We start from the raw sequence: 14,181 nt of genomic DNA, 5'->3' as shown, positions 1-14,181 counted from the left end.
TTGAAGTCACTTGGGCATAAGCACACCAAGGCTGAATAACAAGGTTATTTGCGAAACGCAAAGTTACTCGTTAGTAGTAATGCCTATATTGAATTGCGATGGACGATAAATAGCAAGGTTTAAGATTGTCTTGTATCAAAAAAAATCCATGTTTCTGGCTTTTATCTTCTGTACCACTAGAATTGTTACTAGTTATGAATAGAATAGTCACTGAAACTATTAAATAAGAAAAGTGGTGTAGATGAGCTATCACGTATTAGTCGTAGAAGATGATGTGGTAACCCGCAGTAAACTGGTTGGATACTTCCAGAACGAGGGTTACACAGTGAGCGAAGCAGAAAGCGGCGCTCAAATGAGAAACGTGTTAGAAGAAAACAACGTTGACCTCATTATGCTGGACATCAACTTACCAGGCGAAGATGGATTGATGCTAACTCGCGAATTACGCAGTCAATCAGACATTGGAATTATTTTAGTTACTGGACGCACGGATAGCATCGACAAGATCGTAGGCCTTGAAATGGGCGCTGACGATTACGTTACTAAACCCTTCGAACTTCGCGAGTTATTAGTTCGAGTTAAAAACCTACTTTGGCGTATCTCTGCTGCTCGTAAAACAGCAGCGGGCGCTGTAGAAGAAACATCAGATGAGTCTGTGGTTCGTTTTGGTGAGTGGACATTTGATATCCCTCGTCGTGCGTTAAGCAAGAACGGCGAACCAGTGAAACTGACCAAAGCAGAATACGAACTGCTAGTGGCTTTGTCTTCTTACCCTAATCAAGTATTAAGCCGCGAACGTATTTTGAATATGATTAGCCACCGAGTGGACGCGCCTAATGACCGTACTATCGACGTATTGATTCGTCGCATGCGTGCTAAAATGGAATTCGACCCTAAGAACCCACAAATCTTTGTGACGGTTCACGGTGAAGGTTACATGTTCGCTGGTGATTGATTTCCTTCGGGAGTGATTAATCAACAACGACATTTAAACGTAAAAAGCCGAGACATCATTGATGTCTCGGCTTTTTTATTACTTAGCTTTTATTGTTAACGACCAGAAAATCTATAAATATTTGGCGACTCGTCTGCTCATATGAGTTTAAAGATTCAATAGGGTTACTGAGGCTGGGCCGCAGAAACGTCACCGTCATCTTCAACTAAGCTGGAAGCTTCTGGAATAACCGGCTCTTCAACAATGTCATTGCTTGTATCAAGCCAATCACGCAGGCTTTGCCAAACCAACCCCATGGTTTCGTGCCAGTAACGCTCAGTCTGCTCAAGATAGATCGCCTTTGGCATATACTTATTCCAAGGTTGCAAAACCCCTTGTTGAGCAAGGTAGTTGGTTGGTGCTGGCAGTGGTTTCATGCCAGCAGCATGGAATTCATTCAAGGCACGGGTCATATGGCTCGCTGAAGTCACCAGTACCATTCTTTTATTCTTAACGAATGCAGCGGCTTGACGGGCTTCTTCCCAGGTGTCTTTTGCTGTTTCAAGCAGAATGATGTCAGGCTTTGCGACGCCAAGAGCTAGCGCTACTTTAGCCATCATTCTTGCATTACTGACTTCAGTAGCTCCGCCATAGCCAGACAAAATAAGTTTTGCACCAGGATAAAGACGTAGAATGCGAATCCCTTCACTTAAACGCATCAGGCCGGTGCGGCTAAGTTCTGATGTCGGTGGAATTTGGTCGTCTACGACGTGACCACTTCCGAGAACCATCACGTAATCGACGGTTTCATCGACAGGTAAAAATGCGGTGTGTTGCCTTTCCATTGGCATTAAAAGTTGACTAGAAACTGGTTGGAAAGCGATTAGGAAAATACCACATAGGGCTGAAAGGGTGATTAGGCAACCCGTCTTCCTTTTGGTAGTAAACATCACTAGGGCTAAACCCAGAAAAGCGAGAATTAACATTGCTGGCAGTGGCATCAATAGCGAAGACACTACTTTTTTCAGCTCAAACATATCCGAATAGTCCGAAAAAACATCACTTAGTAGTAAAAAGAGACATCGCCTCTTTATTCCTGAAATTCCTGTGACAGAATAGCAGGCACGATAGGACATAATAACTCAAGTAGCCGTGACTGAAGACCGTAATTTCGACGATATTGCCCACAAATTTGCAAAAAATATTTACGGCTCTGACAAAGGAGAGATCCGTCAGATCATCGTATGGGAAGATTTAGAACAAGCTTTGAGCAAATTTGAGCAATCAGCTTCTCCGCTGCATGTGCTTGATGCTGGAGGCGGGCTTGCACAGATGTCGCAAAAAATTGCGTCGCTTGGGCATAACGTTTCTCTGTGTGATCTCTCTTCTGAAATGCTGAAGCTCGCAGAAGAAAGTATCAGCGAAGCTGGTTTGCTCGAGCAATATCGATTTATTCATTCACCAGTACAAAAAGTCGCAGAACATCTCGATGAAAAAGTCGATTTTGTGATGTTTCATGCCGTAATGGAATGGTTAGCCGATCCTAAAGAGGCGCTTGATTTATTGCTTGAACAAGTTAAACCGGGTGGCGTTGCCTCGATAATGTTTTACAACCACCACGGATTAGTCCTGAAAAATGTGATTTGTGGCAACATTCCTCATGTATTGAATGGGATGCCACATCGAAAACGGTTTAAGCTGCAACCACAAAAAGGCTTGAAGCCGGAAGAGGTTTATCAATGGATAGAAGACGCTGGTCTAGAAATCTGTGGTAAATCAGGCATTCGCTCTTTCAGTGACTACATAGGTAATATGGAGTACATGGGCGATTACCAATTTGAAGATGTATTGGAACTGGAAAAACAGCTATGTCGCCAAGAGCCATATCTGTCACTAGGCCGTTATATTCACGTTTGGGCTCAAAAACCTGCGCAATAATAGCGGTGAATGTGGTAAAAGAAGCCACAACATGCGCTATGCAATCGTAAGAAGCCCGCGTCATAAAGAAATAGGCGTCATATCTAATACATTCGATATGACGAAGAACAGTAACAGGAACCACAATGAGTGAAATGACTCAAACTGCCGAAGAGCAGCCAATTGATGAGTTGGTGGGCTGGGTCAAGCAGCATGATTTTTCATTAAACTTGCCACCAGAGCGCTTAGCATTTTTGATTGCTATCGCAGTACTAAGCAATGAAAGGTTCGATGAAGAGTTGGGCGAGGGTGAACTGCACGATGCATTTACCATCGTCACTCGACTGTTTGAAGATACTGGCGAAGCGTCCGCGTTTCGTGCCAACAATGCCATCAACGAGTTAGTTAAACAGAAGTTGATTAGCCGCTTTACCAGCGAAATTACCGATGGTGTGAGTATTTATCGCTTATCACCATTGGCGATTGGTATTTCAGATTATTACTTACGCCACCGTCAGTTTTCTAAGTTAAAACTGTCTATCCAGCTTTCTATGGTTGCGGACGAGATGGCAAAAGCCATTGAAGCAGCACAAAAAGGCGGAACGCCAGGGCATTGGAGAAAGAATGTTTACGGCGTGCTCAAGTATTCTGTTGGTGAAATTTTCGATCAGATTGATCTTAACCAACGTGTTATGGATGAGCAGCAGCAAACCGTTAAGCAGCAAATTGCCGACCTTTTAAACAAGGATTGGCGAGAGGCGATTAACAACTGTGAAACCTTGCTTTCAGAAACCTCGTCCACGCTAAAAGAATTGCAAGACACCTTGCAAGCCGCGGGTGATGAACTGCAAACACAGATCCTCGATATTCAAGAAATTGTTTACGGTGACGATGAACTCGAGTTCGTTGGCGAAACTCTGTTCGGCTTGCAGATGAAGCTAGACCGAATAACCAGTTGGGGCCAACAAGCCATCGATTTATGGATTGGCTACGACCGCCACGTTCACAAGTTTATCCGTACCGCGATTGATATGGATAAAAACCGTGCCTTTAGCCAACGCTTGCGTCAGTCGGTTACCGACTACTTTGATGCGCCTTGGCTTTTGACCTACGCCGATGCTGAGAAGCTGACAGACCTTCGTGATGAAGCGCTTGTGCTTCGTGATGACGAAGTGATGGGACAAGCACCAATCGACGTAGAGTACGAAGAATTTGAGCAAGTAAATGACCTGCTTTCAGATCGAATTGCAGAGATGTTAAAAGCTCACAAACAGCAAGGCGCGCCAATTGATCTTGGCCTTGTGTTACGCGATTACCTCGCTGCACACCCTCGCACACACCATTTTGATTTAGCCAGAATTGTTGTCGACCAAGCCGTGCGCTTAGGTTACTCAGAGTCTGACTATCAGGCTATTCAGCCAGATTGGCAGGCAATTAACGATTTCGGTGCAAAGGTACAAGCAAATGTCATTAACAAGTACTGATGATTACATGCCAGAGAAACTGGTAAAAGCGATAGCGAACCCACTGTTCCCTGCGCTAGATAGCATGCTGCGTTCAGGTAAGCATGTTTCAACAGAAGACCTAGATAACCACGCGTTGCTGTCTGATTTTGAAGTTGAGCTTCAGCATTTCTATCAACGCTACAATACGGAACTGGTAAAAGCGCCGGAAGGTTTCTATTACCTGCGTCCGCGTTCTACGTCTCTGATTGGTCGTAGTGTGTTGTCTGAGCTCGACATGTTGGTTGGCAAGGTGTTGTGTTTCTTATACCTAAGCCCAGAACGTCTGGCTCATGAAGGTATCTTCACCAATCAAGAACTGTTTGATGAATTGATGTCGTTAGCGGATGAGAAAAAACTCATGAAGCTAGCAACCAACCGTGCATCTGGTTCTGACTTAGATAAAGAAAAGCTCTTCGAAAAAGTTCGTACTTCTCTGCGTCGTTTACGCCGTATCGGCATGCTGATTGCGATTGGTGAAACGGGCAAGTTCCGTATCAGCGAAGCGGTATTCCGCTTTGGCGCTGACGTTCGTGTTGGTGACGATATGAAAGAAGCGCAATTACGTCTTATCCGTGATGGTGAAGCTGTGGTGCATACCCAAGAGCCTAACCAAGGTAGCTTGTTGAATGAAGAACAAGCGGAAGCTGTATCAGAAGTAGTTGCAGACGTAAACGAAAACGGTCAACAAGACATTTTTAACGATCAAGCTGACTTTGACCTTGAGTCAAACGATGGCGAACAAACAAAAGTAGAAGGTGAAGCATGATTGAAAGAGGTAAGTATCAATCATTAACCATGGTCAACTGGAACGGCTTCTTTGCGCGTACTTTTGATATTGATGGATTGGTTACAACGCTTTCTGGCGGTAACGGTGCGGGTAAGTCGACCACAATGGCGGCATTCATCACAGCACTGATCCCTGACCAAAGCCTTCTGCATTTCCGTAACACAACGGAAGCGGGTAGCTCGCAGTCATCTCGTGATAAAGGCCTTTACGGTAAGCTTCAGCCAGGCGCATGTTATGCCGCGCTAGATGTTGTGAACTCTCGTAATCAACGTCTATTGTTTGCAGTAAAACTGCAGCAAGTTGCGGGTCGTGATAAGAAAGTCGACATCAAACCGTTCGTTATTCAAGGCCTTCCAAGCCATGTGAAACCAACGGATGTGTTGATTCAGAACGTTTCAGACAGCCACGCTCGCGTATGTCAGTTGAACGACGTGAAAGCGGCGGTTGCACAATACGAAGGCACGCATTTTAAGGCCTTCTCTTCGATTGTTGATTACCACTCGCAAATGTTTGAATACGGTGTGGTACCGAAGAAACTGCGTAACAGCAGCGACCGTTCTAAGTTCTACCGCCTAATTGAAGCATCACTTTACGGTGGTATCTCAAGTGCGATTACGCGTTCTCTGCGTGATTACCTGTTACCGCAAAATGGTGGTGTGAAGAAAGCGTTCCAAGACATGGAATCAGCACTACGCGAAAACCGTATGACGCTAGAAGCGATCAAAACGACTCAGTCGGATCGTGATTTGTTTAAGCACTTGATCACTGAATCTACGAACTACGTGGCAGCAGATTACATGCGCCATGCTAACGATCGTCGCAACAAGCTTGATCAAACCATGAAGTTCCGTGGTGAACTGTTTGGTTCGCGTGAAACCTTGCATGATCAAAACAACTTGTTGAACCGTGTTCAAGAAGAATTAGAGCTGTTGGTCGATCAAGAGTCGGCACTAGAGCAAGATTATCAAGCGGCTTCGGATCATCTTCAATTGGTTCAAACTGCACTTCGCCAGCAAGAGAAGATTGCTCGCTATAGCGAAGATCTAGAAGAGCTTAATGAGCGTCTAGAAGAGCAGATGATGGTAGTGGAAGAAGCTCAAGAGCGAGTACTTCTTGCTGAAGAGCAGGCAACCATCACTGAAGAAGAAGTGGATAGCCTGAAAACTCAGCTTGCTGATTACCAACAAGCATTGGATGTTCAGCAGACTCGTGCACTTCAATACCAGCAAGCGGTTCAAGCATTAGAGAAAACTAAGCAGCTACTTGGTGATGAGTCTATTACGGCAGAAAGCGCACTAACTCTGGTTTCTGAGCTAAAAGCACAAGAAGAATCAAGCACTCAAACGCTGCTGTCTACTAAACATAAACTAGACATGTCTTCTGCTGCTTCTGCGCAGTTCGACAAAGCGCTCGCTCTTGTTAAAAGTATTGTGGGTGACGTTGAGCGTAAAGAAGCGTCTCAAAGCGCTAAGCAAGCTTTAGAAAAAGGCCGTAACGCAAAACACGTTGTTGAGAACGAACAGCAGTGGCGCGCTCAGCACCGCGACATGGCTCGTGATGTGGCTCAGCAGCGTCAAGCAAAAGAGCTTGCGACTGAATACCAAAAACAGCACAACATCTCACTGACTGATGAAGCGGTTTTCGATGAAGAACGTGAACGTCATGCTATGCAGATCGAGTCCCTTGAGTACGCTCAAGAAGAGCTGCGTGAAGCGAAGAGCGAGCAACGTCGTATACAACAAAACCACGACCAAGAGATTCAAAAACTTGAGTCAATTGCTCCTGCGTGGATCACGGCAAACGATGCACTTGAAGCTTTAAGAGATCAAACAGACGCTGAGCTAGAAGATAGCCAAGCGGTGATGACTCAAATGCAGCAAGTGCTTGAAGATGAGAAATCGCAAGCGGCAGCAAAAGATCAGTTGGCTACGCGCCGAGCTGAACTTGAGCAAGAGATTGAGCGTTTAGCTTCGCCAGGTGGCTCTAACGATCCTCGTTTGAAAGGTCTGGCGGATACGCTTGGTGGCGTGTTGCTTTCTGAGATCTACGATGACATCACGATTGGTGATGCGCCGTACTTCAGTGCGATGTACGGCCCAGCTCGTCACGCAATTGTGGTTTCTGATCTTGATGGTATTAAAGAGAAGCTGGTGGATCTTGATGATTGTCCAGAAGACCTTTACATCCTAGAAGGCGATGTCGACGCGTTTGATGACAGTTCATTTAATGCCGATGAGCTTGAAGGCGCAGTATGTGTTCAGCTGAACGATCGCCAAATGCGTTACTCACGTTTCCCTGAGATCCCACTGTTTGGCCGTGCGGCTCGTGAACAACGTCTAGAGAAATTGCGCGAAGAGCGTGACGTTGTGGTTGAAAACCACGCGAAGGCAGCGTTTGACTCTCAAAAACTGAATCGCCTATACCAAGCATTCAACAGCTTTGTTGCGAAGCACCTGCACGTTGCGTTTAACGCAGACCCAGAGCAAGCACTTGCTGCGATTCGTGATAAGCGTAATCAAATTGTTCGTTCTCTGGCTGAGCTTAACTCTAAAGAGCAGCAGCAACGCAGTCAGCTTCTACAAAGCAAGCAGGCACTTGGTGCGCTAGATAAATTAGCACCAATGGTTCGTATTTTAGAAGACGAAACATTGGCTGAGCGTTTAGCTGAATTAGAAGCGCAACTAGAGCGTTTAAGTGAAGCGAAATCTTACTTGAATACGCACGGCAAGGCGCTTACTTCTCTAGAACAGTTCGTATCTGCACTAGACGCTGACCCAGAGCAATTCGAAGCTTTGGAAGCAGAGTACCGTCAAGCAGACAACGCGCTACAAACGCTAAAAGGCAAAGTGTTCGCACTGTCTGATCTGATTGAGCGTCGTCATTACTTTGCTTACGCGGATTCTGTTGATTTGCTTAATAAGAGCAGTGAACTGAGCGAGCAACTGAAAGCGAAGTTGGTTCAAGCTGAACAAGCAAGAACCAAAGGCCGCGATGGCTTGAAGCAAGCTCGCGAACAGATGAACCAATACAACCAAGTATTGGCGGCACTGAAGAGCTCACATCAAGCGAAGCAAGAAACGGTTCAAGAGTTCAAACAAGAGCTACAAGAGTTCGGCGTAAACGCTGACGAAGGCGCTGAAGAGCGTGCTGTACGTCGTCGTGACGAGCTTCAAGAGCGTCTGCACACATCTCGCAGCCGTAAGAGTGAATACGAGCGTACGATTACGTCAACTGAACTTGAGATGAAAGCACTGGCTAAGCGTCTTAAGAAAGTTCAAAAAGAGTACACCGAGCTTCGTACTTTCGTTGTTGCAGCGAAAGCGGGTTGGTGTTCAGTACTTCGTTTAGCGCGTGAGAATGATGTTGAACGTCGTCTGCATAAACGTGAACTGGCTTATCTAACGGCAGGCGAGCTTCGCTCTATGTCGGATAAATCACTGGGTGCGCTACGTCTGGCGGTAGCCGACAATGACGACCTGCGTGATTCGCTGCGTTTATCTGAAGACAACGCGCATCCAGAGCGTAAAGTTCTGTTCTACATTGCGGTTTACCAACACCTTCGTGAGCGTATTCGCCAAGATATTATTCACACGGATGATCCGGTTGAAGCAATCGAAGAGATGGAAGTGGAGCTAGCTCGACTAACAGAAGAGTTGACGCAGCGTGAAAATCGCCTGGCAATCAGCTCTGAGTCCGTAGCAAGCATCATCAAGAAAACGATTCAGCGCGAGCAGAACCGTATTCGAATGCTGAACCAAGGTTTATCTAACATTTACTTTGGTCAGGTTAAAGGCGTACGTCTGAACGTTAAGATCCGTGAAAGCCACGAGATCTTGCTATCAGGGCTAGCAACTCAACAAGAGCAACACAAAGACTTGTTTGAATCAACGCGCTTTACCTTCTCAGAAGCGATGGCGAAGTTGTTCCAACGAGTGAACCCGCATATCGATATGGGTCAACGTTCTCCACAGGTTCTTGGTGAAGAGCTACTGGATTACCGTAACTACCTAGAGCTGAGTGTTGAAGTTAACCGTGGTTCAGATGGTTGGTTACAAGCTGAATCGGGCGCATTGTCTACGGGTGAGGCGATCGGTACGGGTCAGTCAATCCTATTGATGGTTATTCAGAGCTGGGAAGAGGAATCTCGTCGACTTCGCAGTAAAGACATCGTTCCATGTCGTTTGTTGTTCCTTGATGAAGCAGCACGTTTGGATTCTAAGTCGATCTCTACGCTGTTTGAACTGTGTGACCGTTTGGGTATGCAACTTCTGATTGCAGCACCTGAAAACATTAGCCCAGAGAAAGGTACAACCTACAAACTGGTTCGTAAGGTCTTCAAAGACCACGAACACGTACATGTTGTTGGCCTGCGCGGTTTTGCTCAAAACAAACCAGCATCTCCGGTGCAAGAGCTTATCGAAGAAACTGAGCAATAACTTTGATAGCCGAATTATAATCTTGATAGCCGAGCAATAACCTTGATAGCTTAGCTATAAGCTCGAAAGCGACTCAATGATATTTGTTCAAAGCCCCTAATCATTAGGGGCTTTTTTGTACCTTGAATCTAATTTCTTACTTCTTACTTCTACAGCAGAACCCCTCCCGCTTAATCCTTTCGTCGACACTGATAAGACCACTCATACATTATGGTTATTATCAATGGAACTTGTTTGAGGTCACACGCACAAAACCACAAATAATGTATGGTAATGACATAGATTTAATAATATTAATAATATTGTATTACTTAAATTTTAATTGTTGATAACTCGCGTGTGCGAAAGGTAAAGGTAGGACTTAGGTATGATTCAAATCGTTATTGATGGGAAATATCGAATCGTCGAGCAAGGACAAACCGTTCTTGAAGCGGCAAAAACATGTGGTTTGGAAATCCCATCTTTATGTGGTTTGAATAAAACAGCGGATAAAGTGCCGTGTGATTTGTGTGTTGTGGAAGTTGATGGCGTTGGTGTTACTCGCTCTTGTGAGCTTGAAGTGTCTAATGGGCTGAATATTACCACTCAGTCAAAACAGTTAACGAATCATCGACAAGAAGCGTTGAATCGCATCATGACCGATCACTACGCTGACTGTGAGGCGCCATGCCAAACAGCCTGTCCTGCTGGGGTCGACATCCAATCTTACCTGCACCATATTGCTCAAAATGATCACATTAAAGCGATTGAAGTGATCAAAAAGACATTGCCAATGCCGCTTTCAATTGGTCGTGTGTGTCCTGCTTTCTGTGAAACCGAATGTCGTCGTAACTTGGTCGATGAATCCATTGCGATTCGCCAACTCAAACGACACGCTGCCGATGCGGATCTAGCGGCTCAAGAGAGCTACATGCCAGCGAAGAAACCAAATAAAGGCAAGAGCATTGCTATTGTTGGTAGTGGCCCCGGTGGGCTTACGGCGGGTTATTACCTATCTAACGAAGGCTATGAAGTCAGTGTCTATGAGTCGATGCCCAAAGCGGGTGGTTGGCTGCGTTACGGTATCCCTGAATATCGCTTACCTAAGTCGATTCTAGATAAAGAAATCGAGTTGATGTGTCGCAACGGAATGGTGGTTGAGTGCGGTAAAAAACTCGGTGTTGATTTTACACTGTCTGATTTAAGTAACGATTTTGATGCGGTTTGTTTAGCCGTTGGCGCATCACAAGCGGTTGAAATGAATTACCCGGGTAGTGAACTCGGCGGTTGTTATTTGGGTGTCGATTATCTGAAAGATTACGTGACCGATCAGCAGTATGTCACAGGTAAAAAGGTCGCAGTAATTGGTGGCGGTAATACCGCGATTGACTGCGCTCGAACAGCGGTGCGTGATGGCGCGGATACTACGCTGATTTATCGTCGTACTCGAGATGAGATGCCTGCAGAAGATTACGAAATCGAAGAAGCTGAGCATGAAGGTGTGAAGTTCCATTTCTTAACCAACCCGGCAGCAAACATAGCCGATGAAAATGGTCATGTATCAGAAATACGATTAGAGCGTATGGCTTTGGGTCCGGCTGATGCTTCAGGTCGTCGCAGCCCTAAACCAACGGGCGAGTTCTTTGTTGAAGCGTTTGATACGGTTATTGCTGCCGTGTCACAAAAGCCTGATCTGAGTTTTATGGACAATGAAGCAATTGATATTCCTCTTACTCGTTGGAATACCGCAGATGCTGATCCACAAACCATGCATACCGGAACCGGAAATATTTTCAGTATTGGTGATTTCCGACGCGGCCCTGCAACTGCAGTCGAAGCGGTTGGGGATGGGCGTATTGCTGCACAAGCGATCGATCGCTTCTTCCATGGTGATATGGAAAATATTCCGGCTAAACCGTTTAACTCAAGAAAGCACAAACAGCTCAAAGCGGTGGATCCTGAGCAATACCAGTCGATACAACGCATGGCTCGTAAGATCATGCCAGAACTAACGCCCGAGCAGCGTGAACAAAGCTTTGATGAAGTAGAAACAGGGTTTGAGAATGCTGATGCAATAGCGGAAGCTGCAAGATGTCTAGAGTGTGGCTGCCAAGCCAATACCGATTGCGACCTACGAGACTACTCGACCGAATACAAAGCAACGCAAACGCATCCAGAGTACAAAATCGATGTGGCTTCGAATGAGAGTTGGCAGGCGATTCGTGCTGAAGAAGCGAAGGTCGGGTTAACAAGGCAAAAATTTTCGGTCGATGACAGTTCTGAGTTCATTATCTTTGACGCCAACCGCTGTATTAGTTGTGGCCAGTGTATTCAAGCATGTCGAGAACAGAATGTTCATGGCGTTCTAAGCTTCATGAATCAATCGGATGGCAAACCTGCATCAAGACCTGAATGTCGCCCTAACTTTGGGGCAGATAAGACCTTAATGGGCGACTCAAACTGCGTTCAATGTGGATCGTGTATTCAGGTGTGTCCAACCGGTGCAATGGTGGATGCTCGCGACAGAAAGCAGGGAGACACAGACGTACTCAAGAAAGTCGATACCATCTGCACCTATTGCGGTGTCGGCTGCAAGCTAACCATGCATATCGATGAGCAGAAAAACAAAATCCGCTATATCGAAGGCGGAGACTCTCCGGTTAATGAAGGCATGTTGTGTGTTAAGGGACGATTTGGCTTCGATTTTGTGGGCAGCGATGCGCGTTTAACCACACCATTAATTCGTAAAGATGGCTGGTTGCAACCTGCAAGTTGGGATGAGGCAGTTAAGCTTATTGCCGAGAAGTTTACTGCGATTAAGCAAGGCTTTGGCAGTAACGCTTTAGCGGGGTTCTCGTCGGCGAAAACCACCAATGAAGATAACTATGCCTTCCAAAAATTCATACGTCGTGAACTCGGTACCAATAACGTCGATCACTGTGCGCGCCTTTGTCACGCATCTACTGTTACTGGTTTAGAGGCTTCGCTAGGTAGCGGGGCGATGACCAATGATATTCCAAGCATCAAGCACTCAGATGTGATCTTTATTATTGGCTCCGACACCACGTCAGCACACCCAATTATTGGCTCGCATATCAAGCAAGCTGTGAGACATGGTGGAGCGAGATTGATCGTTGCCGATCCAAAACGAATCGATATTGCTGACCATGCTGAACTTTATTTAGCGCACCGACCGGGTACTGATGTAATGTTGATCAATGGTGTGATGCAGCAAATCATCAAACACGGTTGGTACGACCAAGAGTATATCGAAGACCGTGTGGATGGCTTTGATACCTTGCTTCAAGAGGTAATGTCACCAAGTTATTCACTAGACAAAGTGGAGCTGGTAACTGGCGTTAAAGCGGAAGACATCTTCGCAATGGCGCGATTGATTGGTACTGCAGAGCGTACAGCGGTGTACTACTCGATGGGCATTACGCAACATACCACTGGTCACGATAACGTTCGATCAATCGCTAACCTACAGCTCTTGTGTGGCAATATCGGAATTGAAGGCGGCGGTATCAACCCATTACGTGGTCAATCCAATGTTCAGGGTGCATGCGACATGGGCGCGTTGCCAAATAACTTGCCGGGTTATCAGAAAGTGTACAACCCAATGGTTCGTCAAAAGTTTGCGATGGAGTGGGGCGTTGCTGATTTGCCTGCTGAAACAGGGTTAACGCTGACCGAGATTATTGATGGGGCGTGTAATCGAGATGTGCGTGGTTTATATGTGATGGGTGAAAATCCTGTACTAAGCGATCCGAATCAAGCACACGTGATTGAAGGGCTTGAAGCGTTAGATTTCCTTGTGGTGCAAGACATCTTCTTAACCGAAACGGCGCAGTATGCCGATGTGGTTCTACCGTCTTGCTCGTTCGCCGAGAAGTCTGGTCACTTTACCAATACCGAGCGACGCGTTCAGCGTATCAACCCTGCGGTATTACCTCCAGGTGAAGCGAAAGAGGATTGGGTGATTATCCAGTTACTTGCGAATGCAATGGGTGGTGGTTGGAGCTACGATTCGGTTGCGGACATTACCAATGAGATTGCTCGCGTCACGCCACAATATGGTGGTTTACGTTGGGAAAACATCACGGTTAATGGCGTGCAATGGCCAAGCAATAAAAACAATCCTGATGGCACTCGTATTATGCACCAGACTCAGTTCACTCGTGGACGTGGTCAGATGGAAGCGATTCCGTTTCGATATGCAGCAGAGCTTCCGGATGAAGAGTATCCGTTAGTATTAACGACTGGGCGTATTCTAGAGCAGTTCCATACCGGAACCATGACGCGTAAAACTAAAGGGCTGGATAACTTAGCTGGGCCACGTGCGATGGTCAGTGTTCATGATGCTGAAGCGTTAGGGATCTCGAATGGTCAGATGCTTAAAGTCTCAACACGTCGTGGTGAAATTGAAATCGCGGCTTTTGTAACCAAGCGAATGCAGAAAGGTGTGGTGTTTATTCCCTTCCATTTCGTGGAGTCTCCTGTGAACCGTTTGACGACAACGGCGACCGATCCGCATGCCAAGATCCCTGAGTTTAAGGTTGCGGCAGTGCGCATTGATCCGATTCGTGAGCCTGAAATTGAAGCGACAGAGGCTTAGCCCAA

General features: G+C 46.1%; 7 protein-coding genes. 6 read left to right on the top strand and 1 reads right to left on the bottom strand.

Annotation, left to right across the window (positions count from 1 at the left end; genetic code table 11):
- Positions 1 to 241 precede the first annotated feature (241 nt).
- Positions 242 to 955 carry a two-component system response regulator TorR gene (gene torR, locus BCU07_RS07950; RefSeq protein WP_017067841.1) on the top strand — a complete coding sequence of 238 codons (714 nt, stop codon included), beginning with the start codon at positions 242 to 244 and terminating at the stop codon, positions 953 to 955.
- Between the two features lie 164 nt (positions 956 to 1,119).
- On the opposite strand, the gene elyC is transcribed toward torR, so the two are convergent.
- On the bottom strand, positions 1,120 to 1,971 hold the full coding sequence (gene elyC / locus BCU07_RS07945; protein WP_102427851.1) for an envelope biogenesis factor ElyC: 852 nt from the start codon (positions 1,969 to 1,971) through the stop codon (positions 1,120 to 1,122).
- A gap of 115 nt (positions 1,972 to 2,086) precedes the next feature.
- Between elyC and cmoM the strand changes: the two genes are divergently transcribed.
- The 5 genes from cmoM to fdhF all read left to right on the top strand — a co-directional run bounded on the left by cmoM (position 2,087) and on the right by fdhF (position 14,176).
- Positions 2,087 to 2,872, top strand: coding sequence for a tRNA uridine 5-oxyacetic acid(34) methyltransferase CmoM (gene cmoM / locus BCU07_RS07940; RefSeq protein ID WP_017063509.1), 786 nt, complete (start codon positions 2,087 to 2,089; stop codon positions 2,870 to 2,872).
- Between the two features lie 125 nt (positions 2,873 to 2,997).
- Positions 2,998 to 4,335, top strand: a complete 1,338-nt coding sequence (gene mukF, locus BCU07_RS07935; RefSeq protein WP_102427850.1) for a chromosome partition protein MukF — start codon at positions 2,998 to 3,000, stop codon at positions 4,333 to 4,335.
- On the top strand, positions 4,316 to 5,122 hold the full coding sequence (gene mukE, locus BCU07_RS07930; protein WP_102427849.1) for a chromosome partition protein MukE: 807 nt from the start codon (positions 4,316 to 4,318) through the stop codon (positions 5,120 to 5,122). The genes mukF and mukE overlap by 20 nt, the downstream gene beginning before the upstream one ends.
- Positions 5,119 to 9,579 carry a chromosome partition protein MukB gene (mukB, locus tag BCU07_RS07925; protein ID WP_102427848.1) on the top strand — a complete coding sequence of 1,487 codons (4,461 nt, stop codon included), beginning with the start codon at positions 5,119 to 5,121 and terminating at the stop codon, positions 9,577 to 9,579. Before mukE ends, mukB begins: the two co-directional genes overlap by 4 nt.
- A gap of 367 nt (positions 9,580 to 9,946) precedes the next feature.
- Entirely contained in the window at positions 9,947 to 14,176 is a 4,230-nt protein-coding gene (gene fdhF / locus BCU07_RS07920) for a formate dehydrogenase subunit alpha (RefSeq protein ID WP_102427847.1), read from the top strand.
- The last annotated feature ends 5 nt before the right edge of the window (positions 14,177 to 14,181 follow it).

It is taken from the genome of Vibrio sp. 10N.261.54.E10, assembly GCF_002877735.2.
GTDB lineage: Bacteria > Pseudomonadota > Gammaproteobacteria > Enterobacterales > Vibrionaceae > Vibrio > Vibrio crassostreae_C.
Note: the sequence above shows the minus strand (reverse complement) of the source record. Positions and strands in the feature narration are given on the sequence as shown.